At 39.0% G+C, this 25138-nt stretch carries 24 protein-coding genes; 11 read left to right on the top strand and 13 right to left on the bottom strand.

The window, feature by feature from the left end:
* Positions 1 to 206 precede the first annotated feature (206 nt).
* The 4 genes from BM143_RS20790 to BM143_RS20775 all read right to left on the bottom strand — a co-directional run bounded on the left by BM143_RS20790 (position 207) and on the right by BM143_RS20775 (position 7127).
* The gene (locus BM143_RS20790; protein ID WP_090026968.1) at positions 207 to 1130 is read right to left on the bottom strand and encodes a T9SS-dependent choice-of-anchor J family protein; all 924 of its coding nucleotides are present in this window, start codon (positions 1128 to 1130) and stop codon (positions 207 to 209) included.
* Between the two features lie 69 nt (positions 1131 to 1199).
* Positions 1200 to 2513 (bottom strand): hypothetical protein, encoded by a 1314-nt coding sequence (locus tag BM143_RS20785; RefSeq protein ID WP_090026966.1) that lies wholly within the window; start codon positions 2511 to 2513, stop codon positions 1200 to 1202.
* Between the two features lie 299 nt (positions 2514 to 2812).
* Positions 2813 to 6121, bottom strand: a complete 3309-nt coding sequence (locus BM143_RS20780) for a TonB-dependent receptor (protein WP_090026964.1) — start codon at positions 6119 to 6121, stop codon at positions 2813 to 2815.
* 58 nt (positions 6122 to 6179) lie between these two features.
* Positions 6180 to 7127, bottom strand: a complete 948-nt coding sequence (locus tag BM143_RS20775) for a FecR family protein (RefSeq protein ID WP_228430910.1) — start codon at positions 7125 to 7127, stop codon at positions 6180 to 6182.
* A gap of 242 nt (positions 7128 to 7369) precedes the next feature.
* On the opposite strand from BM143_RS20775, the gene BM143_RS20770 reads away from it, so the two are divergent.
* Positions 7370 to 7996, top strand: a complete 627-nt coding sequence (locus BM143_RS20770) for an RNA polymerase sigma factor (RefSeq protein WP_090026961.1) — start codon at positions 7370 to 7372, stop codon at positions 7994 to 7996.
* Positions 7997 to 8005: 9 nt separating this feature from the next.
* On the opposite strand, the gene BM143_RS20765 is transcribed toward BM143_RS20770, so the two are convergent.
* From BM143_RS20765 to BM143_RS20755, 3 genes are all read right to left on the bottom strand, one after another.
* Positions 8006 to 8770, bottom strand: a complete 765-nt coding sequence (locus BM143_RS20765) for a hypothetical protein (RefSeq protein ID WP_090026960.1) — start codon at positions 8768 to 8770, stop codon at positions 8006 to 8008.
* The gene (locus BM143_RS20760; protein ID WP_090026958.1) at positions 8767 to 9261 is read right to left on the bottom strand and encodes a MarR family winged helix-turn-helix transcriptional regulator; all 495 of its coding nucleotides are present in this window, start codon (positions 9259 to 9261) and stop codon (positions 8767 to 8769) included. Before BM143_RS20760 ends, BM143_RS20765 begins: the two co-directional genes overlap by 4 nt.
* 87 nt (positions 9262 to 9348) lie before the next feature.
* The gene (locus BM143_RS20755) at positions 9349 to 10212 is read right to left on the bottom strand and encodes an AraC family transcriptional regulator (protein WP_090026956.1); all 864 of its coding nucleotides are present in this window, start codon (positions 10210 to 10212) and stop codon (positions 9349 to 9351) included.
* Positions 10213 to 10286: 74 nt separating this feature from the next.
* On the opposite strand from BM143_RS20755, the gene BM143_RS20750 reads away from it, so the two are divergent.
* Positions 10287 to 11666 (top strand): MFS transporter, encoded by a 1380-nt coding sequence (locus tag BM143_RS20750; RefSeq protein ID WP_090026955.1) that lies wholly within the window; start codon positions 10287 to 10289, stop codon positions 11664 to 11666.
* 291 nt (positions 11667 to 11957) lie between these two features.
* Positions 11958 to 12344, top strand: a complete 387-nt coding sequence (locus tag BM143_RS20745; protein WP_090026953.1) for a hypothetical protein — start codon at positions 11958 to 11960, stop codon at positions 12342 to 12344.
* Positions 12345 to 12659: 315 nt separating this feature from the next.
* Here the strand turns inward: BM143_RS20745 and BM143_RS20740 are convergent, their stop codons facing one another.
* Positions 12660 to 13280, bottom strand: a complete 621-nt coding sequence (locus tag BM143_RS20740) for a helix-turn-helix transcriptional regulator (protein WP_047454133.1) — start codon at positions 13278 to 13280, stop codon at positions 12660 to 12662.
* 192 nt (positions 13281 to 13472) lie between these two features.
* Between BM143_RS20740 and BM143_RS20735 the strand changes: the two genes are divergently transcribed.
* The 7 genes from BM143_RS20735 to BM143_RS20705 all read left to right on the top strand — a co-directional run bounded on the left by BM143_RS20735 (position 13473) and on the right by BM143_RS20705 (position 19454).
* On the top strand, positions 13473 to 14099 hold the full coding sequence (locus tag BM143_RS20735; protein ID WP_090026951.1) for a superoxide dismutase: 627 nt from the start codon (positions 13473 to 13475) through the stop codon (positions 14097 to 14099).
* Positions 14100 to 14281: 182 nt separating this feature from the next.
* Entirely contained in the window at positions 14282 to 14782 is a 501-nt protein-coding gene (locus tag BM143_RS20730) for a DUF2480 family protein (protein ID WP_090026950.1), read from the top strand.
* A gap of 6 nt (positions 14783 to 14788) precedes the next feature.
* Complete coding sequence (locus BM143_RS20725) at positions 14789 to 15343, top strand: NADPH-dependent FMN reductase (RefSeq protein ID WP_090026948.1); 555 nt, start codon at positions 14789 to 14791, stop codon at positions 15341 to 15343.
* 42 nt (positions 15344 to 15385) lie between these two features.
* Positions 15386 to 15709 (top strand): 2Fe-2S iron-sulfur cluster-binding protein, encoded by a 324-nt coding sequence (locus tag BM143_RS20720; RefSeq protein ID WP_090026946.1) that lies wholly within the window; start codon positions 15386 to 15388, stop codon positions 15707 to 15709.
* A 160-nt stretch (positions 15710 to 15869) separates the two neighbouring features.
* Positions 15870 to 16220, top strand: coding sequence for a 4Fe-4S dicluster domain-containing protein (locus BM143_RS20715; RefSeq protein WP_090026945.1), 351 nt, complete (start codon positions 15870 to 15872; stop codon positions 16218 to 16220).
* A 202-nt stretch (positions 16221 to 16422) separates the two neighbouring features.
* The gene (locus BM143_RS20710) at positions 16423 to 18567 is read left to right on the top strand and encodes a S8 family peptidase (protein ID WP_090026943.1); all 2145 of its coding nucleotides are present in this window, start codon (positions 16423 to 16425) and stop codon (positions 18565 to 18567) included.
* A gap of 122 nt (positions 18568 to 18689) precedes the next feature.
* Positions 18690 to 19454 carry a hypothetical protein gene (locus BM143_RS20705; RefSeq protein WP_090026942.1) on the top strand — a complete coding sequence of 255 codons (765 nt, stop codon included), beginning with the start codon at positions 18690 to 18692 and terminating at the stop codon, positions 19452 to 19454.
* A 165-nt stretch (positions 19455 to 19619) separates the two neighbouring features.
* On the opposite strand, the gene BM143_RS20700 is transcribed toward BM143_RS20705, so the two are convergent.
* Both BM143_RS20700 and BM143_RS20695 read right to left on the bottom strand, forming a co-directional pair.
* Positions 19620 to 20555 (bottom strand): ketopantoate reductase family protein, encoded by a 936-nt coding sequence (locus BM143_RS20700; protein ID WP_090026940.1) that lies wholly within the window; start codon positions 20553 to 20555, stop codon positions 19620 to 19622.
* A gap of 287 nt (positions 20556 to 20842) precedes the next feature.
* Positions 20843 to 21424, bottom strand: coding sequence for a Crp/Fnr family transcriptional regulator (locus tag BM143_RS20695; RefSeq protein ID WP_090027006.1), 582 nt, complete (start codon positions 21422 to 21424; stop codon positions 20843 to 20845).
* 115 nt (positions 21425 to 21539) lie between these two features.
* On the opposite strand from BM143_RS20695, the gene BM143_RS20690 reads away from it, so the two are divergent.
* A complete protein-coding gene (locus BM143_RS20690; RefSeq protein WP_167375326.1) occupies positions 21540 to 22448 on the top strand; it encodes an NAD(P)-dependent oxidoreductase in 909 nt (302 codons plus the stop codon).
* Between the two features lie 5 nt (positions 22449 to 22453).
* On the opposite strand, the gene BM143_RS20685 is transcribed toward BM143_RS20690, so the two are convergent.
* Genes BM143_RS20685 through BM143_RS20675 form a run of 3 tightly spaced genes read right to left on the bottom strand, consistent with a single transcriptional unit; the run spans position 22454 to position 25013 of the window.
* Positions 22454 to 22816, bottom strand: a complete 363-nt coding sequence (locus BM143_RS20685) for a hypothetical protein (RefSeq protein WP_090026937.1) — start codon at positions 22814 to 22816, stop codon at positions 22454 to 22456.
* Positions 22817 to 22832: 16 nt separating this feature from the next.
* Complete coding sequence (locus tag BM143_RS20680; protein ID WP_090026936.1) at positions 22833 to 23825, bottom strand: MsnO8 family LLM class oxidoreductase; 993 nt, start codon at positions 23823 to 23825, stop codon at positions 22833 to 22835.
* Between the two features lie 51 nt (positions 23826 to 23876).
* Positions 23877 to 25013, bottom strand: coding sequence for a tetratricopeptide repeat protein (locus BM143_RS20675; RefSeq protein ID WP_090026934.1), 1137 nt, complete (start codon positions 25011 to 25013; stop codon positions 23877 to 23879).
* Positions 25014 to 25138 lie beyond the last annotated feature (125 nt).

The raw sequence follows: 25138 nt of genomic DNA, 5'->3' as shown, positions 1-25138 counted from the left end.
TCAATTTAAATTATAACCGGACTTAGAAATATTGCCCCGCCCGTTGACTAGCGGGACAATAGGATAATTATAAAAAAACTAAGTCAGATATGTTTATGGTCAAAAAAAGTCTCTGCGGGGAAGCTTCAAATCATTTTTGACCGATTAAAGTTTTCATGTCAATTCCTGCAGAATGCTCTGTAGGTGGGTGGATAGCTGCTGTGTGATTATTTTTTAATAAACTTCAGTCTTTCCGTTGTTTTTCCGTCAGAAACTTCAGCGATGTACATTCCTGCCTGTAGTGATGCTACATTCACAGATTTGTTATAAGGTACTGAAAGCACTTTCTGTCCGGCTACACTGTAAATATTCACCTCCGTCTTATTTCCATTAAAGTCTGGATTCAGTTGAAGCTGAAGGAATTCCTTTACCGGGTTTTCCGTTATTTTAGTTAGATTTTCTTTCTTCTTTAGATCCTTAGTTCCCAAAAATGTTGAAGCATAAATCGCCATTTCATCGATGTTAATATTCTGCAGATTGTTTCCTGTCGTTTTTCTGTTAGACCATAAAGCGATGTAGATCTTTTTACCGGCAAAAGCAGAAATATCTATCAAGTTTTCTTTAAACTGAGTAAGATCAGTTGGAAAAGGGTTGCTGAGCGTTCCTGCGATAATTCTGTATGGACTTGGAATATCATTTCCACTTCCATCCACAGTCATTGCCTGAAAGTCTGCCAATGTAGGAACGGGTTTCTGAGGGGTGCTTACATAAATATACACATCACGTCCGAAATTAAGGTGTGTGGTTCTCTGTCTTCCTATATACGCTGCCAGATTGATGGTTCCGGATGCTCCTTCCAGATTGATCTGCGGAGAAATGATCCAGTCGTTTTCAGTAGCAAGGCTTGGAACTGTACCTGAAGGAACCAGACTTGTCGAATAGCGAAGCGTTCCTGAAGTTCCATACGTAAGAGCGGTACCGTTTAAATAAATATTTTGTCCCTGTACCCATCCGTTTCCGTTGTTGTTAAGGTCATGAGTAGTCCATCCCTGAAGATCAGCAGGTGTATTAAAAGAATTGCTCCATACCTGAATCTGCGCTGCTGCAGCCTGAGATACCAATACAATAGATAATAAAAATAGTTTTTTCATAATACAGATTATTAGAGATTTAAAAAAAAGCAGGGAAAGACATGGGAAGCTTCCCCTGCATTTAATGTTTTATTCTACAATAGAGAAGTCATATTTAGTCCATGTTCCCTGGAAGTTTCCGCTATTTCTAGGAGATACGTTCCATGGTCCTTCGTTGAAGAACGGCTGGCTCATCCCCCAAGATGAAGCGGTAGTTCCTGTTAATAGGTTGGCAGCAGGAATTCCTGATGTACCTGCACCTGTAACAGAAGTTGTAAATCCGTGTACCTGGATCGAGCTTAGGTTAGAAGCTGAAGTAAGTTCAGAACCTGTACCTTCTACTTTAATTCCAACAGGATATCCTGTAACTACGGCGTTGTTCAATGTTAATTTTCCGTTTCTTCTGATGTGGATACCATTTTCATAATAAGATCCTGATGGTGTACCTGTAGTATATAACACATTAGTACGAGATCCTACAATTGTCAGATTGTTGATTACCGGATTGGTGATCAATGTTGTAGCAGTACCTGTTGCGTTATTATCCAGCTCAATACCGTTAGTATCAGAAACACCACCACTTAAACTGTGGGTAGAGTTTGTATCTGCTAAAGCAAGTGCGTTGGTAATTGTTCCTGTGTACCCGTTGTCAAAGTCAAAGTTGTCATCATCTGCAGCAAAAGAAACAAGGTTAGAAGCATTTACTGTACCTCCGAAGAATTCGAAAGAGTCATCTTTACCATAAGAAACCTGGATATGATCTAAAGTAGTACCGTTTCCAACACCTCCTAAAGTAAGACCGTTGATCTCATTTCCTGAGTTAGGCGCTAAAAGATCGAATCCTGCAAATTCAATACGAACATATTTCAATGTACCTCCGTTGTGAGCTGCATCGGAACCTCCGTAATAAAAATCTGAACCTGTTAATCCTTCAATCGTCTTAGTATCAGGTGTATTGGTAGGTGCATTACCTAAAACAATCACCCCACCGAAATCTCCAGGAGCAGCCGTTGTGTTTTCGTCTCCGTCTAACAGTTTATAACTTGTAAAAATAATCGGCTGAGATTCTGTACCGGTAGCATTGATTTTACCTGTTTTAGAGATTACTAAAACTCCTGTAGCGGTATTGGATGTGTTTGGTTTTGCCTTAATGAAAGTTCCTGGCAGAATAGTTAATTTAGCACCGTTCTTCACAGTTACGATACCGTCAAGTTCTACAACACCACTCCATTCTGTATCTGAAACAATATCACCGCTTACAGTAGTTACAGGAAGAGAAGAAGCTGTAAGATACTCAGCAGAAGCAGGCTTCATTTCAAAAGGAGTAGAAGAATCTGCAAGGTTATCATTTTGACAAGCAGTAAGAGATAATGCTGCAAAAGCAATTAAAGTTAGTTTTTTCATTGTTATAATTTTTAGTAGACCCGTTCATATTATTTTTATGACCGAATTTTTAATATTTAGGAACATCCGCCTCTATATTCCTGCGATTTGGTTGTATGATTACCCTGCATTTCAGGAGGAGCTGTCCTGCCGGGTTTCCCTGCTTATCCGCTGCTGTCCGGGAAAAAATAGCAGCGGCCGGTTTTTGTCTGATCCTGTACTGCTGTGCGCATCATCAGTATTGATCCGGATCGTCTTCAGGTTTCCGAAAACCTGTGCATTACATCAATGAGCTCTTTTATTCTGTTCTTTATAATCTTTTAAAACGTATAGTTCACACTTAGTCCGAATATCCTTCCGCTGTAAGCACGGAATGTGATCTTATCGATATTCTTGTCATATTTGTCTGTAGCTCCCGGAAGAAGCTGCCACGCCTCACGATCCGTTGATATGGTACTTCCTCCAGATCCGTTGGGCACTGAATAAGAATTGAAATTGTTATAAAACTCCTTCACCCTGTTGAAAAGGTTTCTTACATTGAATTTAACTTCGAGATTTCTGTTTCTTAAGAATTTATAGGAAAGCTGGGCATCTGCTACTGCATAAGGACGCTGTATTTCCTCTCCGTTATAATCATAACCTACTGTGATATACTGATCACCCTTGGCGTTGTATAAAAAACTGGCACCAAAACGGCTTCCGTCGTAGGTCATCCCTAAATTATAGGCATAAGGAGTCTGTCCGTATAATGGTCTCTCCACTTCATATGTTTCACCGTTCTCCCCTGTTTTATACTGATCTTTAAAAGCGATTACCTTTGTAGTATTGTAGGTGAAGTTTCCACTTACAAAAAGTTTTTCCAGCAGAGATCCTTCGGCAATAAATCCGAGATTTTTCCTTACCTCCACTTCTAATCCTTTCAGCTTTGCATTCTTAGAGTTCCCATTGTACAGAAAGAGGTTTCCTTCATTTGAGAGGCGGCCTTCACGCTCAATAGGCCTGTCGATATCCTTATAATACAATCCGGCAGAAAATATTTCTCCCAGACCGGGAAACCATTCAAATTTAAAATCATAGTTATTGACTACTGATGAGGTCATTTCTGTATTATAGATCAAACCGTTGGCTACCGGATCAAAATATGGCAACCCTGTTCTTTCATTAAACTGAGGACGAATTACGGTTTTATTATAAGCCAACCTTACATTGATCTTATTGGTAGGACTGTAGGTAAAATTGACAGAGGGCATCCACTGCCATGCCTTATCATCAATAGGCGCTTTTTTAACGTTTTGATTATCCGAATCGTCCATTTGCTGAGAAATAAGGTCATACTTAAAATATTCCGCACGAACTCCCCAAACCAATCTGAATTGATTCTTCCATCTGTTGTCAAACATGACATAAAATGCATTTTGGGTTACCTTCCCTTCATACTTGTCATTTTTGTACATCGGTTTTGTTTGCCAGCCAATTCCTCCCGGAACATATTTAGAACCGTCAAACCATTGATGCAAAGAACCATACAACGACATGAATCCTTTTTCACTGCTGGGAACATCCCTGTTTTCATCCACCCTAAGAAAGAATTTCTGCTGTTGGTTGGTATTATTCTTTATCACCCCGGCGTAACCTGCTTTAATGTCGGTTTTAAAATTTCCCGTATCTAAATTCCATTTCAGGGAAGTTCCGTAGTTATAATCCGTTTCTTTATTGGCGATATATCCTCTGTAAAAATTAGATGCTGAGTTGTATACCATATGATAGGTAAGAATCTCACTCCCCACGAAATCGTATTGGCTCAGATACTGTGTGTAGTCTTTGGTATCAGATTTCACGCCTGTTCTTGCAGCAAACCAGTTGATATCTACATTTCCGATTTTGTGATTTCCTTCCAGCTTATTCTGCAAAAGCGTCTGATAAATAGGATAATTGGTATTGTCAGTATACGGTTTGTCCAGAGCTTTGATCTGTGCAGGATCATTATTGGGAATAATCCCGTTGTAGAAATAATTGTAGGATGCTTCCGCATTGGCGGCCATTCCGCTTCCTCCTGTATATTCGTTCCAGCCCGTCACTCTTGTCAGTGTATTATCATAGATATGGGTGTATGAATTACGGAAGGAAATTCTGTTTTTCCCCAGCTGTAATCCGAAATTCAACATTCCTGCCAGCGTGGAATTATAGTTATAGGAAGCTCCTTTGTTTTTAAAATTATAAAATACGATAGGATCTGTTCCATTCGCCTGCCAGTTAGGATCATAAGGTGCTGTGGTATCCAGCCAGTTTCCTCTTCCCGTATGGTCAATATCCAGTGTATTCTGCTCGTTTCTTACCGTAAACGCTCCGGCAAATCCCCACTTGTTGTTATTCTTAAGGGTAAAAGTTCTTCCCAGTGCCAACTGCAGATTGGATCCCATATCCGCTTTCGTTTTGAAGGTGCTGAAGTTGTCATTGGTAAATCTTTTCGACTGTTCAAAAAATAATGGATTGTTCCAGTCCGTTGGTTCAAGGCCTTTAGGAAAATCTCTTGTACCGTCATCATAGCCGAAATAATCATATTTTCCCTGCTTTCGGGTCAGAAATTCTTTGAACGCCGACTGATCATTATAGGAAGTTCCTACACTTACCGTTGTAAAGTTTTCATTGGGAATATCTTTGGTTCTTACTTCTACATAACCGCCTGCAAAACTGGCATTCATATCCGGCGTTGCCGTTTTGCTCACTACGATACTTTCCACCATCGATGTGGGAATAATATCAAATGAAAAGTTCTGGTTATAAGCTTCAGTACTCGGAAGATTGATTCCATCCATTGCGGCTGTATTCCAACGCTCTCCCATGGAACGTACCACTACATATTTGTTGTCGATCGTCGTAATTCCGGTTACTCTTTTCAATGTTCCTCCAACGTCATTATCAGGCGTTTTTGCAATCTGTTCGGCAGAGATTCCGTCACTCATCTGAGCTGCTTTTTTCTGTTGAGCCAATAGACCTGCCTGAGTATCTGCTTTTCGGGTGGCCGTAAGAACGACTTCTTTAATATCTGTTATTTTATCTGATGCCTGCTTCATCGCAAATGATACCGTACTGGTTTCATTGGTATTCACTGAAAGCTTTTCTACCCTCAATGGGCTGTATTTTGAAGCTTTTACAGTAAGGGTATAAACTCCAGAAGGAACATCTACAACAAAATCACCGTTGTTATCCGTTAAGATGGTCTTTTTTGCTACCGTAACTTCAGCTCCGGCAACCGGATTTCCCACCTCATCCACTATTTTTCCTGAAATTTTTCCATCTCCTGTTACCGAGATGCCGTTTCCTTCATATTTTATTGAAATCAGGTCTCCACGAAGGCGGAATGCTACCGGAAGCCCGTTTGTAATATCTTTAAGACAGTTATTTACAGAAGTATTTTCACATTTTACGCCTTTCACTTTCAGTTCCTTAATATCCATTTTAGAATAGGCCAGCCTCATTCCCGTTTTTCCGGCAAAATCTTCCAGTACCTCAATGAGAGGTCTGCTTGCCGGGACAGCGAATGATACTTTCTGGACCAGTTCCTGTGCTTCGGCTGCTACCGTAAAAAATACTGCCGCAACGGTAAGACCGCATTTCAATCTTTTCATATGTTCAAGTTCTCTTATTAAAAGTTTTATTTTGTAGGGTTAATTCTGTAGGATAATTTTATTTTTTTAAGGTGTAGATATGATCTTCTTTATGCACTTCCAGTCCCAGTATAAAGGCCAGTGCTTCCATATTTTCATCTGCTGTACCGCCTGTAAAATCTGCTGTGATTCTTTTCTCTGCCGTTTCTTTCGGGTACACAATCTTAATTTTATAGTTAGCCTGCATGACATCCGCTACTTCTTTAAATGAAACATCGTTGAAGCTCAGTGACAATAATTTTGCGTTCTGCATTCCGGATTTTTTTTCTGTGGTTAATGATAATACCGCAGCGGTATGAGGGATCCCGAAATTCGTCCATTTCTGATTAGGCTTCAGGTAAGAAACTTCTGTTCCTACTGAGGATACAGCCACTTTTCCTTCGTAAAGGTGTACAGATTTATCTTTCCCGGACTGAGAGATTTTAAAAACAGTTCCCAATACTTTGGTACTGAAACCGTCTGCACGAACAATAAACGGATGTGTTTTTGATTTCGCCACGGAAAAAATGGCATCTCCTTTCAAATCCACAATTCTCGTGGAAGCAGGGAATGACTGGTCTACCGTAAGTTCGGCCCCTTTCAGTAATGTAACTACAGAACCGTCTGCCAGAAAGACTTTCCGGTTTCCGGTTTCTGCAGTATAAGTATCCGGCTTAAAGAAAGTAGTATAGGTAAGGATTCCTCCAACTGACAACAGAAGTATCACTGCGGCAGCAGCGGTATAAGCGTATTTTTTTAATGGATAGATCGGGGTCGTTTTTACCGGTTTGATAAAATAAAGTTCCAGCGCAGACAAGACTCTTTCTTTAGATTCTTTCATATGGATCTCATCAAGATCTCTTTCTGACTGGTTTTTCCATTGACTTAATAATTCATCTTCTTTTTCTGAGATTTTTTCTTCGGAAACTTCCCTCTGCCAGAGCTTAAAAACGAAGGCGGCAGTATTTTTATATTTTTGGCTTTTCATAAAATATTTCATGGTATTCACAGATACTTCTATCTATAAGACTGTGAAAATGAAAAACTTCCCCAGGCCGTTCTTAATATTGTATTCACATTAAAACCAGCTTGTTAATAATTTTAAGCCATTTATTTATTTTCTCAACATTTGATTCACATTTAAGGGATATTTTTCAGAAATAATTAATCTTAGGATCCCCAAAGTTCATAAAAAGTTAATTTTCCTTTAGGTAATTTTGCGGTAACGATATGAAACCAACAGACTATACGATATTAAAGAAAATAAAATCAGGCGACCGTCCTGCATTCATGCTGCTTTACGAGCGGTATTGGGATAGTCTTTACCGTTTTGTTTTCACGAGAACGAGAGATAAGGAGATGTCTGAGGAACTGCTGCAGAACCTCTGGATCAAGATCCTTGAAGATACCGCTGCCATACAGACCGATGAATCAGAAAGTGCCAAAGGCTACCTGCTCCGCTATCTTCATTACAGAATTATTGATCATTATAACAGCTCTAAAAAGGTACCGTCTACCATTAGCATAGATGAGTATGATCCTACCGGTGAGATCGATATATCGGACACGGAATATTTTGAGATTCTGGAGGAAAATGAGATCTCTGCTTTATTATTGATGATCGATGAGGTCGTTTCACAGCTTCCCAGTACGGAGCAAAGTGTGTATGACATGAGAATCAGAAGAAATATGTCTGTTGACGAAACGGCAGAAGCTCTGGGAATAAGCAACAAAACCGTAAGCAATAAATTAAGCAAAGCTTTAGGGGAAATAAGGGATCAGCTGAACCCGGAATACCAGTCTTCTAAAAAACTGGTATCTATCCTAATGTTGATGGAAATTCTGACGACGTATTAATAGGATCGGTTATTCGTACACAACATAATTGACCTTATCTACGCCTGTGTTGCCTGATTTCTCATGATAAGCATATACAGTAAGTTCATAATTTCCGGGCGTATTTAACAGGTCACTTCCTTCAAACAGATTGGTAGAGACTAGTGATAAAGTAACATCTTTGATATATTGGCCGTCTTTTTTAAGAATTCCTTTGACTTCAATTTCGTCGGAGTTCCAGACACCATTTTTATCAATAACACAGCCACACATCATGACGATATTGGCCTGAAACGGAAAGGGTTTTCCTTTAATGCTGTTTAATGAAATATACTGATGGGTTCTCGGTTTCAGGATATCAATGATAAATCCTGGGATTTCTAAAATAATCCCGTCACCCAGAATATGTTTTCCGGGAATCAGCCATAGCTCGGTAGTTACAGTAGCCTGCGCCTGCTTATTATTAAATGGAGAGACTACTTCAATACTAACAAAGGTTGGTTCATTAATATCTAAAGACACAAGAAAGCCTGCCGTTTGTGGATCAGTGATGGAAGTACCCCTTGTTTTGGCTCCTTTCATGATCAGATCTGTATTTCCGGTACTTCCGGTGGTATTTCCTTCAGCTAAAATCTGCTGATTGACTTTATTCCGGACAATAATATGGGCGCCTCCCAAAGAGCTTCCGATAAATTTTGCATCTCTTGCTTTTGCCCTGATCATGATCTTGGTCTCTGCCGCAGAAACCGTCAGACCCGACATAAGAAAAGCTGCGATAAATAGGAGTGTTTTCATACAATATTGTTTTTTAAGTATTCTTTTTTAAATCTGTCATGAAAAGAGTCGTCTTTCAATCGGGCATCTATACCATCCAGATAAGCCAGAATTCCCAGGTCATTGGAAAGCACTTGTAAAATCGCTTTTTCACAACTGTCCCAGACCTGCTCCAGCTGCGGAAGCATTTTGACTGCCTTTTCTGTAAGTGAGACCATCTGTTTCCGTTTATCTGTACTATCTTTTTTGATGACCAGATAATCTTTGTCCGCCATTTTTTTTACAATAGCGACTACCGAAGGATGGGAATATCCCAAGGGCTCTGCAATATCTACAATAGACATTTCTTTATTTTTTTGAAGCAGCATAAAAATAAGATACCAGTTAGGCTCTACATCAATATTCATTTCTTTGTAAAATTTCCGGACATCATGGGACATCCGGTCGCTTATTCTTTTCAATCTACTGTCCAGCGCTTTATATCCTAATTCTTTAATAAAATCCTGATTCATTTCCTACTGATTTAATAACAAATATATAAATATAAAGTCAACTATATAGTTAACTTTATATTTATATTGAATGAGCTCGTGAAAATTTTAAGAATCTGATTGATTTAAAGCATTCTTCCTGTATTCTTTAGGCGTCATGTTTCTATATTTCTTGAAAAGCTTAGACAGATGGCTTTCATCACTGAACTGAAGTTCGTAAGCAATTTCGCTCAACCGGGCACTGCTGTATTTCAGATAGGTTTCCACCAGTTTGAGACGATAATCCAACAGATAATCCTGATAGGAAACTCCGGTATGCTGCTTAAAATATTCCCCAAAATAATTCCTTGAAATTCCAAAATGGTCAGCGATCACCTGAATTCTGGTCTTCTCCTTATCTATTACATGCTCCTGAATATAGGTAATGATTTTCATGATGGAAAAAGCTTTTCTGTTCTCCTTCAAATCAGAGGTTTCACTTTCAATGATGTTTCTGGCGATAAGATTCAGCAGAATTGAAATACAGTTCCGGATGATCAGATAGTCGTTGGTTTTATTCCTGTACTCTCTTGCAATCTGTAGGATAAGGGCTTCGGCAAAACATTCATCATCCTTATTCCGGAAAACACATCCTGCCCTTGCATGATAATTATTGCTGATATATTGAAGTTTATAAAGATTTTCGCAGCTTTCTATACGGTCGGCTTCCAGTCTTATTTTATCAATAAACTCAATCGGGCACTGTATTGCAACGAGTTCTGCATTTTCACTTTTAAATTGATACAGCTGATTTTGGGGAATAATAAACAACTTAGATTCCTTGAAAGTAATAGTCCGCTCGTCATAAGTAAGCGCTCCATGCCCGTTCAGAACATACACCAAAGAAAGGAATGTCTTCGTTTTGATTGAAATTTCTTCATGACAAATCTTGATTTCATTAACATCAATACGTTCAACGGGTAAGGTTTTCATACGCCAGTACTTATTTTTCCTCCAAAAGTACAATTTTACCAGTATAATAAGCGGGTAATTTTGTAGAAAAAAATATGAACATCTATCCCAAACGGTGGCAGGCACTCGGTTATCTGACCGCGGGCGCTTTTCTTTCGCCCCTGGATTATTTTATTGTCAATATGGCGCTTCCTTCCATGAAAAAAGCTTTCAACGCCAGTGATTACCAGCTTCAGCTGGTCGTCGCGATTTATGGATTGACTTATGCAGCTTTGGTAGTATGCGGAGGCCGACTGGGAGATCTATATGGCCGGAAGAAGATATTCATCCTCGGATTGTACATTTTTTTACTTTCTTCTCTTGCCTGTGCTTTTTCTCCTGATATTACATTTCTCATTATTGCCCGTCTCTTCCAGGGAGTTGGTGCTTCTTTTCTGGCCCCTCAGGTTCTGGCTTCCATAAGGGTTTTGTTCAGTAGTCATGAGCAGCCGAAAGCAGTCAGCCTATTCAGTTCCGTATTCGGGCTTGCCTCTGTTGCAGGGCAATTGCTGGGTGGCTTTCTGCTTCATCTTCACTGGACCACATTTTCATGGGAAATGGTATTTCTGGTGAATGTCCCTGTCACCATATTGTGTATCATTGGTATTCACTTTACCATGGACAATAATTATGAAGAAAAAAGACAAAATATTGATTTTATAGGAGCTTTCCTGCTGATTATTTCCTTATTGATGCTCATCTGCCCTATTATCTTCGGGCGAAAATACCATTGGGCATGGTGGATTTTTGCGATTCTGTTATCCGGACTTTTACTGTTGCTGGTATTTTACAGATATGAAGCTAAATCATTGCGTAAGAATAAGCCGGTACTGATAGATCCCAGTCTTTTGCAGCATCGCCCATTCGTTCTCTGTCTTCTGATTATTTTCTTTTACAATTTCACATCAGGATTGTTTATCTGCTATCCGTACTATCTGCAGCAATTTTTGCATCAAGATCCGATAGAAACAGGTTTGGCTATTATTCCCTACGGGATTGCTTTCTTCCTTGGACCGTTGCTTGTTCCGAGAATAAACCTTTCTTCAGATACCATGATCTATATAGGTTTGAGTCTACTGATTACAGGATTTTCTCTGACTTCCCTATTTATTAATTTTCAAGAAAAGCCCTCTTTTGGAACAGATATTAGTCTGTTTTTGGCAGGATTGGGCCATGGTATTATTATGCCAGTGATGATGCGGAAGGCCATTGCTTTGATCAGTAAAGAAAAAGCGGGACAGGCATCAGGTCTGATCAGTATCAGCATACAGATCGGAAGTGTAACAGGAGGAACTATTATTGGAACGGTCTTTTTCAGTGCCATAGAATATTGGGGATTTCCAAAAGCTTTTGCATTGGCTGTTTTTATGATTGGGGCGGTTCAGATTGTTGGAGTTTTCATCAATAAAACCCTGCTGAAACACAGTAAAGATTAATTCCGGGTTACGGGATTCGGGGTGAGAGAGTTTGAGAGTAAATGAGTTACTAATTCGGAATTGTTGAGCTAGAATCTGACGCTTGGCATCTTGTGTCCTGAATCTGCCAGTCACCATTCACGTGCTAGGCAAAATTCATTATTGACATTTTTAAAAGTCTCGTGTCTGAAATCTGATGTCTGGTATCTTGGTTCTTGGCTCTTGAATCTATTATTCACCTCAATCTTAATTTAAACCTTTGCGTGATATCCTGGTTCTTACCATTAATACAAAACATATATATTTAAACTTATGAACAATACAGAAAAAGTCATTAAAGAAATTAAAGAATTCCATACGGATATTGAAGCATGGTTTCGTGGAAAAGAAGATCAGAAAAGCCTTTATAAAAAGCTTTTGGATGGTTTTAATCCGGATTTCAAAATGGTGAATGGCAATAATAATACGATCACCTTAACTGCATTTTCAGAATGGCTTCCGGGGGCTTATGGCCAATTTCCGGACCGAAGCATCGTTCTTGAAAATATAGAGGTGCATATTACAGAAAGTCATGGATTAGCTTCCTATGTTGAGACTCAGACGACTGGAAGTACGGTAACACGTAGGAAATCATCGGCGGTTTTTTTGATTGACAAAGAAAGAGCATCGTGGCTTCATCTTGTTGAGAAATGGATTTGATGTTTTATTGTTGGGTGTTTTTTAGGTTTTGGCTAAAGCCTTACTAATACCGCTAAATTGAAAGCGGGCTAAAGCCCGCTCCTATTGAATATCTTAGTCTTTGTGAAAAATCTCGTCTTTGATCTTAAATGGTGTATTGGTAAATCCGAAAAAATAAATATTGTAACTCCTTATCATTAGGATTGGGCTAAAGCCAATGTGATGCCTGCAAATTAAAAGCGGGCTAAAGCCCGCTCCTATTGATGTTTACGATAAATCTGTTACCGGTTATCTGTTATCTGCAACCTAATACCTGTTTCCTGCTACCTAAAAAATTCACCCACTTATTTTATACACACACCGCTGCCCTCCAGACAAAATATGATTGATCCTTTCCACCTGATAATTTTTACCGATCAGATTTTGGAAATTAGAGAGCTCAGCGCGACAAAAACCCTGGCATTCAGTAGCGGCAGCACAGATCGGGCAGTGATTTTCGATCAGGAAATAATCATTTCCTTCTTTGGTCCATTCTGCCATGTATCCTTCTTCGCTACGGACTTTTACCAGCACATCCAGACGTTGCTCCAAAGATTCTGCTTTCACTAAAGCCTTTTCATAGCGTTCGTAGGTGTTTTTTTCTCTGTCATTAATCAGAAGATTCAAGGCATTTTCTCCAAGAAGATTTTTTACGGACCGGAGGATCTGAACCGTTACATCCGCATGAGAATCAGGAAACTGAGAAAGCCCTTTTTCTGTAAGTGTGTAGTATGTAGATGGCCGTCCCACGCCCTCACTTTTGGTGACGGATCTGATAAGACCTTCCTCGGCCAGATTCAGTAAATGCTTCCGTGCTCCTTCTTTGGTAATAGAGAGTTCTTTAGAGATTAAAAGGGATGTTGTTTCTCCTCTCATCTTTAAAAACATCAGGATACGGTCTGCTGCCGGCTTCTTCATTTGACAATATTTGAGTTGTTTTATTTGCTACAACAAATATAGTCATTTTCTATAATTTATCATTTTAGATATCAAATACATATAAATCAACCCATTGCATTCAATTCAAATGAACACATAAAACAACCAATAAGTTGTTTTATTAAAATATATGTTTACCTTTGAAACACATTAATCAAAAAAATAAAAGAAATGAACTCATTTACATTACCTCAGCTTCCTTATGCTTATGATGCACTGGAACCAATTATAGATAAAGAAACCATGACGATCCATCATCAACGCCATCACCAGGCGTATGTTGATCAATTGAATGCAGCCTTAAAAGCATCTGAAGAAACCTCTACCGATCTGGACTCCATCCTTCAGAGAATAAGCGAATACAGTCCTGCAGTAAGAAATAACGGAGGTGGTCATTACAATCACTCTTTATTCTGGGAAATTCTTTCTCCTCAGCCAAAATTAAACCCTGAAGGAAAATTGGCGGAAGCTATCAATACAACTTTTGGAAGCCTTAACGATTTCAAAGCTGAAATGAAAAAAGGAGGACTAGGACAGTTCGGATCCGGATGGGTTTGGCTATTTGTGAAATTCAATGGTTCACTGGCTATCGCCTCAACACCTAATCAGGACAATCCTATGATGGATACTCAACCTGTCAACAGAGGTTTTCCGATCCTGGGAATCGATGTTTGGGAGCATGCCTACTATCTGGCTTATCAGAATAAAAGAGCAGATTATTTAGATTCTTTCTGGTCGGTTCTCGATTGGTCGGTTGTAGAAAAAAAATATGAAGAAGCACTTTCGAAAATCAGATAAATCAAGTTTAATATGACCTGAATTCGGGTTAGGAAATTAAGATTTGGAGATTGGAAGCTGAAAGAAGGAGGCTGGAAGATACTATAAGGATGATCTTTTCTTATAGTCATCTTAAGTTCTTTTGGGCTTAATAACTTCCCTATTTCAACTTTAAATTCCTTATCTTAACAAAAGAATCAATTATGGACCAGAAAATTTTCATCAATAAAGCAGAAGCCTCAGGAATTATTGCGCTTGATCTTTTAAATTATAAACCAACTACAGAAATCGTAGAACTGGATATCAGGGACCATCTTTTTATGGGAATGATTGTGAAGGAGAAAGAATTTAAAGAATCAATTGCCGCCGTAGATTTTTCTGTGTACAATGAAAAAGCTGTAGGGATCATCTGCTCGACGGATGCTATTATTCCGCCTTGGGCGTATATGATGTTAATGGAAAAATTATCTCCATATGCTGTTTATGCAGATTTAAACAGTGGGGAAACGATTCTGCTGGATCTCTGGAAACGCCGCCTCATGTATGCAGATCTGAAATGTTATAAAAATCAGAAAGTAGTCGTAAGGGCAAGAGCCGATCATGATCCGTCACTCTATTTATTGGCAGCGGGACTCCTGAGACCTTTAGTTAAAACCTTAATGTACGGCGAGATAGGCATACCGAAAGTAATTTTTAAAAGTTAATTCTTCATGAAAGCAATTATATTTAACGGCTCACTGGAAAGAAGATCAGAATCCACATCGGGCCGGATTTCGCAATATTTCGTAGAAAAGCTTGAGCAAACAGGTTTCAGTAGTGAAATTTTCACACTGGCTGATTCAGGGATTCCTCTATTTGATGTTACACTTACTAAAACGCCGCTGGCAGTAGAGCGTATGACCCAGCTGTTTCTGGAAGCAGATATCCACTTCTGGCTTGCCCCACTCTATCATGGAAGTATTCCCGGAGTGATGAAAAACTGCCTCGACTGGCTGGAAGTTACCTCAGGACATTATCAGCCTTACCTTACGGATAAAACGGTTGGATTGGTTTGCTGGGCAGATGGGCTTCATGCGATGCAGGGCATCAATACTATGGATGTTGTTGCTAAATCTCTTCGGGCATGGCCGTTACCTTTCAGCGTTCCGGTTATCAGAACCGCATTATTTGATCCGGAAGATCCACAGAAAATATCTTCCCTGTACGCCGATAAGTTTGATAAACTAATCAGCATCGCTACCACAAAAAGGATAGAGAGGATATAATAAAACTAATAAGATAAGAACTATCAAAATTGACTGATTACAATGAAGGATGAAATTACAATTACAGTAAAAGATCAGGACGGAAATATCCATCAACTGATCTGCCCGCTGGAAATGGGCCTTAGCCTTAAAGACATCTGTAAAGCTTATGATCTGCCTATGGAAGCTATGTGCGGAGGAATGGTGATGTGTGCAACCTGTCACTGCTATATTCTGACTGAAACGGCAGTGCTACCGGAAAAAGGAGATATGGAAGAAGCCCTTTTATCGGAACTTTTCACCACCACTCCAACCAGCAGACTGGCCTGTCAGATTCAGCTCACCGCTGCAATGGATGGGCTTTCCATAGAAATTGCACAAAATTAATGCAATAAAATATAAAGAAGACTGCTTGAGCAACGATCTGATCGATGCTTAAAGCCAACTGTTTTTTTCATTTAAGTTATGTTTAGACGGAGGGATTTCCAGGGCCGTAAACCGAAGGAAATCCCTTTTTTTTCAAACCTCCTGTAAAATCAAAATATTTATGGCTATTACAATAACAGATGACTGTATCAACTGCGGAGCCTGCGAACCCGAATGCCCTAACTCAGCAATTTACGAAGGGGCCATCGACTGGCGATGGCAGGATAAAACAAAACTTTCGGGAAAAGTAGTTTTTCCGGATGGAACAAATGTAAATGCTGATGACTATCAACAGGCTTATTCAGACGACGTCTATTATATTGTACCTGGAAAATGTACCGAATGTAAAGGTTTTCATGAAGAGCCCCAGTGCAAAACAGTTTGTCCGGTAGACTGTTGTATAGACGATCCTGAGCACCGTGAAACTGACGAAATTTTACTAGATCGTCAGCAATTTTTGCACAAAGAATAGAGGTCTTTTTACAGAAGAATTTTATAACACCAACAACAAACCAATACAGTGAATATCAATTTATTAAATATTTTTATGTTAACAAAATAAATGAAAATACACTCCAATGTGTTAACAAGTTTTTAATGGTCTTTTTTTCATATACCTGGTAAAGTTCTTTTAATTGCAGTATTATTTAGAACAACTAAAAGCTTAACACAGTATGAAAAAACAACTACTCCTGATCAGTTCTCTTACTATTTTTCTGGTCAATGCACAGAATAATGATGCACTGAAAAAAGAATTTGAAAGGCAGAATAAAGAAAATACCCAAAGATTTGATTCATTTATTACAAAACAATACGGGTCACGCGAAAAGACACCAGAGGTTCAGAAAGAAATTGAAGAAAAAAGAAGCCGTTTAGGTGGTTTTCTGCCAGACGGAAAGCCATTTTTTCTTCAGACCCATGATATGGACCAAATCAAGAACTCCAACTCTGATTTTCTCCAGAACGGAACCGTAAATGGTCTGACAGGAACTTTTAATGGAGAAAATATTAAGTTTACCATTTTTGATGGTGGTGATATAGCCAATTCCGGCAGAGTATTTGCAGATCATGCATTTTTCAACAATCTTCCCAACAGAGTTAGCAACAAAGAAGCTTCTACGATGAATTATGGTGGCCATGCCACTTCCGTGGCAGGTTTCATTGGAGCAAGACCTCATATACAATCTGTAACGTTTAGTAACGGAAGTACCAGAACAATCAATTTTCAGGGAATTGCCAAGAATTCCACTATAGATTCCTACGCCTTCTTAACGACTACCTTGCCAGGGGATACTTCTTCAAGTACTGTTTTTCAAAAAATTTTAACTGCACAGCCTAAAATATCCAATCATTCTTATGGAACGAATCCCGGTTGGGACCTGCGAAATATCAATGGAGCTAATTCATGGTTATGGAATGGTTCTTTTACAAGCCCTGCCACTTCTTATGATGTTCAAGGAACCTATTATACCTCTGATCAAAATTATGATCAGATTGTATATACCAATCCCTCGTACATCATTGTAAAATCAGCTGGAAACAGCTATGGATTCGGACCTACCTATCCTGGAACTTCAGCATTTCTAAAATACTATACAAATAATAATACACCCGTTCAATTTGCAGCTACGGATACACTACCATCATCCAATTGTGCATTGGGATATGACTGCATTGGCATTGGTTCGTTAGCCAAAAACATTATTGTGGTAGGTGCTACTGATATCATAACGACCAACGACGGAAGGTATATGGCTTCGGCAGACGTCATTCATTCAAGTTACAGCAGTGCCGGACCAAGAGATGATGGAGGAATAAAACCAGACATTACCGCGGTTGGCACTGCTGTTGGCAGCGCTGTAACAGCAGAAAATCTGACCGGAAGCCAAGGGATTATGGTTAACAGCGGAACTTCGTTTTCAGGACCAGTAGTAACAGGTATTATTGGGCTTTGGACACAAATTAACAAACAGCTCTTCGGGGGTGCTGAACTTAATGCTGCCTCTGCTAAGACCTTAATGATACATTCTGCACTGGAAGCTGGAAATATCGGGCCTGATCCGCATTTTGGATGGGGATTTATTGATGCCAAAAAAGGAGCAGAATTATTGGTTGGCAAATCAAACAATTCTATTCTGTTCAATGATGAAACCCTAACCAGCGGCACACCTAATAAAAAGAGAGTTATTGCTTCCGGAAGCGAACCCCTGAAAGTAACTATTTCATGGATTGATCCTGCTTATGCAGTTCCGGCTAATCTCACCTATGAGGCAGCTCACAATGACAGAAATTCAAAATTAGTCAATGATCTGGATCTAAGAATCATTGATACTACGACCAATATGGCCTATGAACCCTGGAAATTAAACGCTTTAAGCCCTATGACTCCGGCTACAAAAGGAGATAATACAGTAGATAACGTAGAGCAGGTGATCATCCCTACACCAGTTGCCGGGCGGGAATACAGAATTGAAATCACCAATAAAGGTAGCCTGGTGAATGGTACCGGGGCCAATGCTCCGCAGAATTATTCTATTCTTACTTCAGGATATACGCAGGTTCTGAGCACAGGGGAAGCGACCAGGCAGCAAGATGATATTGCGGTGGTGCCAGCGGTGACTAAAGATATTGTTACCCTATTAAAAGCTCCGAAAAAATCAATTTATACTGTTTATGATATGTCTGGAAAAAAACTGCAAAACGGCATTATCCATAATGATCGGGAGTCTTTGGATTTGTCATCTTATGCCAAGGGCATTTATATCATTGAAATTAAAAACGATAAAATACATATTTCTAAAAAAGTGATTAAAGACTAGTGTGAAATGCTGCAGGTAATATATTTTAAAAATCTTACCTGCAGTTATTTAAAAGCCGTAAAAAGCTTTTTGCCTGTGAAACATTTTTAATGTCATCAGCTAATAATTAATAATACAATATTATGAAAGCAAAATTAAGGATCCTAGGTATTTTGTGTACCACATTAACCTGTTCAACGGCGTACGCTCAGGTCGGTATCCAGACAGAAACGCCCAAAAGAACGCTTCATGTCAACGGATCATTACAGGTCACCAACGAAGTCAACGTAGGGGGTACCGCCAACACAGCAGGTTCTGCGGGAACTTCAGGGCAGGTGCTTACTTCTAAGGGAAGCGGTGTTCCTCCTGAATGGCAGGCTACAGACGCACTGAAAGGATCTGTAGCTAACTCCATCTATATACAAGGAACTACGGCACTCAACGTACCAAGAAATACAGTGGCAGATGTACCAGGAGTAACGACAACGATAACAGTTCCGGCCGGTAAAACACAGCTAGCGTTATTCTTAATCTTAGGATATGCTCACAGAACGGTAACCCTAAATGATGCTGCTACCCAAGGAGTATTCACTCTGCTTCAAAATGGAACAAAAATTTCTTCCGCATATACTTCTTCTGTATCCTCTCCTTCCAGAATTGTTAATGTCAATCCTAATGGAACTTTTAATAGTGCACCTCCAAATACACAGGCACTAGCTAATTTACCCATTCCGGTAAGCTTTTTCAAAGCCGTTCCCCTAACTGCAGGTACCTATACCTTCAAAGTACAATACAGTTCATGGTTTGGAGATCAAACCGTCAATTATAATCCTAGCGATTATATTGGCTATAATAATGACAATGAAGCCATGCTTACTAAAATGCAGGTATTTATATTTAATAATTAATTGATACTAAAAGACTAGTGAAAGTTTAAAAAAAACAAAAATATCATAACATTAATTTTATATAACAGACAGGAGGTATTATTTTCCTTTCATCGTAAGTTTAGAATTTAATTTTTTTCATATTCCAACCTCCTGTTCTGTTTATCATTTTATAAGACTAAAAGCTTAGCGGGCCTTGATCTCATCATATATTTTCCGTGTAAAAGGAGTTGCCAGATGCAGTTCAGTTCCAAAATTCAGAACGGCACCACCTAATAATTCCAGTTCATTATTTTCTTTTCCGGAATTGACATCGAGTTGCAAAGAAGTAGGTGTTTCAAAAGGAAATGTAGCTGCTTTGTCAAATGTTTTCTGAATAATATCTTCATCCAGAACGATTCCCTTTTTATCAGCAATCGTTTTTATTTCTTTCATGATCTCTGCCGCTTCATGTCTTTGCTCATCATCCTTGCCTACAGTTCCGATAGAAGAATTATGCTTTGCTGTTACCAACCCGAAACTGGCAATGAAAATATATTTGGTCCAGATGTCCGTTAGTGAATTATCTTTAAAAACAAAGTCGATTTTACTTTCTTTCAGGAGATCAACGATCCAGTTTACATCCTCTGAAAAATGTTGCGGATCTCTACCTACGATCATCTTTCCTGTTTTTCCTTTGTGTTCTACCACTCCTTTCTCCTTAATATGGGATGCTACATAGAGACATGTAGGAAGAATAATATTATCGGGAAGTATTTTTCTTATCCTTTCGTAAATATCTGCCCCGTTCATCATAGGAAGCAATATGGTATCCTTACTGATGACATTTTTGAGCTGAAGGCAGATATTTTCCAGATCATATTCCTTTACACAAATCAACACCAAATCCGGATCTTGTACATCTGTGACATTCTGCTCTATAGCATCAGGATGTGTATGGTTTACAGAATGTTCGGGTGAAAGAAGAACTAAACCGTTTTCCTTTACTTTTTGATACGTTTCTCCTCTTGCTATAAAAGTGACTTTATAATTTTTGGAAACTTCATTTTCCTGATTGATCTTAAAACCGAAATATCCTCCTACTCCGCCCAATCCGGCCACTACAATATGTTTCTTAGTCATAAATTTATTTTTAACAAAGATGGCTTTCAAATTTGAATAGATCACTTGACAAATGCGAAGAAATTGGATTTCAGACTAAGGCTGAGATTGAGGTGGAAGATAGATTCAAGAGCCAAGAGCCAAGATACCAGACATCAGATTTCAGACACGAGATATGAGATTTTTAAAAATGTCAATGGTGATTGGTAGATTCAAGACACAAGATGCCAGACGTCAGATACTAGCTCAACAATTCCGAATCAGCAACTCATTTACTCTAAAATCCTCCGAATCTCAAAACCATACGGCTACATTTTATTGATGTCCCGTCTTATTCGGCTCAGTGAACTGTCTTTAATTCCCAGATAAGAAGCAATAACTTTCAATGGTACATGCTGGAAAATATCCGGATGTTTTTTCATCAGATTAAAATACCGCGTAGAAGCTTTCTGGCTTGCCATTTCAATCAACCGATCGTGGATGCCGTAATAATTCAGAACGAAAAGAAGTCTGCTAAATTCTCTGAATTCCGGAATGTTATGAAAATTATGCTGTACATTTTCCAGGCCTGTTTCCCAGAAAGAACAGGCCGTTATGGTTTGGTAGGTTTCTTTTGCTGGCTGTTGTCTGAAAAACGACAGAAAATCATTGACGAAGCAGGGAGCCGCATAAATATTGGTGGTAATTTCTTCATTGTCCTCATTCAGAATAAAGGAACGGACATAGCCTTTCTCCAGAAAAAATGTTCTGGTACTCACCTCATCTTTACGCAACAGAACTTCATTCGCTTTTAATTCAAAATGACTGAAGGTTTCTGTAATTTTTCCCACCACTTCTTCCTGGATGTCAAATAGAGAGTGGAAATAATGATTAATTGAGGACTTATTCATGATCATAAAGTATCGCAACAAAAATCAAAATTAAGCAAAATCCGGACACTTTCCTTTATTAATCGGTTTTATCGATAATGACCATCGAAACAATATGAGCAACCGCTTAAAAAAAATGAAGAGATTTGTATTTTCAAAGAATTCATCATTTCAAAAATTATCTATATTGAAAACTCAGCTCGTCATTGCAGTTCTTTTTCCCGGAGATATGGGAACCCAAATAGCCAAAGCACTTGTACATCATCACTTTAAAGTCATCACTGCAGGGGAAGGAAGATCGGCGCGGACCCTAGATAATATAAGAAATTCAGGAATTACGGATACCTACTGTCTTCAGGATACTGTTGAGCAGGCGGATGTTATTCTCTCGCTTACCAGTCCGGAAGGAAGTCTGAAAATGGCGGAACAGATGATTTCATGTCTGAAAACAACCCCAAACCGTCCTCTTTATGTGGATTTAAATTCCAATACGCCTGACATTGCCTTATCCATGGAAAAACTATTTTCGGCCATAGATGTTCCTTTTGTCAACGGAGCTGTAATGGGTGCTTCTAAGGATGTTCCTGATCATGCGGTTGTAGTCGTGAGCGGTATTTACAGACATCTGTTTATCAATTTATTTGCGTCCGTTTTTAAAATTAAGGATGCCGGTGAAAAAACAGAGGCTGCATCAGCGTACAAACTTTTATTTTCGATGGTGAATAAAGGAATGAATGCTCTTTTTTTTGAAACCATGACTGCCGCAGCTCATTTCGGAATTCTTGATGAACTGAATGAGAGTCTTCAGGAATTTCTTCCCGGAACCTATCAGGATCTCATTAAAACAACCCCTACCTATCCGCAACATATCATGAGAAGGATTGATGAAATGAAAGGTCTGGCTGACATGCTGAAAAGTGAAGGCCTCCCCCATATCATTGCTTCCGGAACTGCCGAAACCTTTGAAAGGGTTTCCCTGTCACGTATTTTTGAGAATGAAAGTCCTGAAGGAGTGATAGAAACCTTACAGAATTTTAAAAAATGAAATGCTTAAAATTCTTCCCAGCCTTCATTCTGTGGATCATACTTTGCAAATTCTCCGGTATCAGTAAATTCAGATGCCGTCATCCCTACTTCAAAAATGGAGCTTTCACTTAAATTCGCATTGAAATACAGCCCTTTATCCGTCAGTAAAACATTTCCAAAATCTTCGTCCGGATGACTGAAATGAAGTCCGAAATCATCTTCTTTTTCAAATTCAAATTTGTACTTTAAAAGACGTTCTTTTAACCCTGCCACCTGTTTTTCTGTAAAAGAGGCAAGATTTTCTTCACGGTCAAAAAAGCTGTCGTCATTGGCTGCCTGCTCTTTTTCTTTTGTTTCAACGGTGAATAACTGGATACTGTAGCTCATAAGGAGGATGTGATTATTAATGGGCCAATATAATACTTTTATAGGTATCCAGGCGGTCTGTTTCCCGATACATATTACAAAGGAGCAAAAGTTCATCTGTATGATACTCTTCAGCCTTTTCCCGGAGCCTTCCTGAAATATTTCCGGGAGTATCGAGAATAATATGGTCCAGGATTTTAAAAAATTCTTCCTCATTTTCAGTTCCCAGGATTCTCTTTTCAATGGTTTCGGTGGGGAGAAGAGCTTCAGGAGCCTGAATATGTCGTGCCTGCAGAAACTGATAGGCCATTCCGTAGGCATTATACCGGGCAGATTTCAGATCTTCCGCTACGGATACTGCAACAGCGACCTGCAAGGAAAGAGCCGGACTGTATTGACTTCTGTCAAATTCTCTTAAATAGGTTTCTGTACTTTCCAAAGCCTGACTATTTCGCATAAAGTCTGCATAGGAATACCCTACTCCATGTTTTGCGGCTTCTCTAGCGGATTGAATCCCGGAACCAAGCCAAAGGATTTCGGGAAGTCGGACAACATCTGTGGGCTGAGCAATAAGCCCATCATAGATTCCTTTTCTTTCTGTGATATATTGGATAATTTCTTCAAGTTTGGTTTCCTGACTGGATAAAATAACAGGTCTGTGATTATTAAGAGCGGAAACTGCATCTTTTAAACCTCCCGGCGCTTTGCCTAAACCGAGAATAAAACGGTCAGGATACAGACTACCCAGCATTTTGGCCCATTCTGCGATTTTATAGGCCGAATAATTCTTCATCATAATGCCACCCGTTCCTACTTTGATGCGTTTTGTCTTACTTAATAACACCGCAGAAAGGATCTCCGGACTTGAGCTTCCATAGGCTTCTACGCCATGATGTTCGGAATAGATGATGCTATGAAAACCTGTTTCATCTGCAAATATGGCAAGATCAATACTGTTCTTTAAGGCTTGTAAAGAACTTCCCCCTTTAATAGTTGGAGACTGATCCAGAATGCCTAATTTTAATTTCATAGCGGCTGTTTACTTTACTGTAAAACTAAAATAATTTATTGATTAAAAGGATCATATTTTTGAAGTTAATGCCGTGATCCGTGCCCTTGAATATTCGATTTGTTCTTTCTCTTTATCCTGATCAGGTTTATTTTTCAGATACAGATTATAATACGTGATGGCATTTCTGGGCTGTTTCAGGTTGAAATCATAAAGAAGTCCCAGACGGTAATAGATTGTATTGCTATTCTTAAACGTAAGCCCTCTTTTGTAAGCTTCCAAAGCATTTGAAAATTGCTCTTTCTGCTCGTAAATACCACCCAAAGCAGTATAATAAAGTGCTGTATGATTAGATATCCCTTCTTCTATAGTCTTTTTCGCATATTCAGTCGCCTTGTCATATTCCTTTAGCTCACGGTAGCTCAACGCCATATAGTACAAAGTTCCTTCATTCTGAATGCCTAGATCTTCCAGTGTTTTAAAGACAGCTGCACATTTCTGATATTCCTTCAAATAAAAATAGGCCTGTCCCATCTCATTGATCACATTGGGATCCGCTTTCTCTTTCATCAGTTTCTCGCCGGTTTCAATGACCTCTTTATATTTTCCCAGTTGATTGGCCAAAGGAAGCTTGGCTAACTGCAAAGTAAAATTACCCTCATCAGCATCTATTGCTGTCTTAAGAACATCATAGGCCTGTTGATACCGCTTCAGTTCACGATAAGCAGTAGAAAGGTCATAAGCAACATCCGGGTCTGTTCTGTTTAAGATATTGGCTTTTTTAAGGTAGGCTAATCTTGCTTCAGGAGTATCTCCAAATCCTGCCAGTTGTCTGTAAGCATTGAAATTAAGGCTGTCCAACTGGATAATGTTTAAGAGATAAGTTTTAGCTTTGGTTCCGTTTCCTCTTCTGGAATTGATATTCGCTAAACTGAATAAAACAGGAATATTATTGGGCTCAGCAGCATTTACTTTGATATAATTTTTCTCTGCTTCCTGGAGTTTTCCGGACATCATATGACAATAAGCCATTTGAGTTAATGCTTTGATATCCTTTGTATCTTCCGGATAGATGCTCTGCAGATATTGTGCAGCATCAGCATAACGCTGAGACTCATAATATTCAAGAAGTTTTTCTTTATCAATACCCTGAGCAATAAAGGTTGAAATGCCAAAAATAATAAGACAGATACAAAGCCGGATTTTCATACTTGTGATTTGTAACTAAATTATCAGTTATTTAAATATTTTCCAAATTTTAAACCCAATTATTCACATCATGAAGATTTACATTTAAAAACAGACACAAGATTTCAGACATCAGATTTCAGACG

Origin of the sequence: Chryseobacterium oleae, assembly GCF_900115055.1 — a bacterium.
Classification (GTDB): domain Bacteria; phylum Bacteroidota; class Bacteroidia; order Flavobacteriales; family Weeksellaceae; genus Chryseobacterium; species Chryseobacterium oleae.
This window is presented reverse-complemented; position numbering and strand designations above follow the sequence as displayed.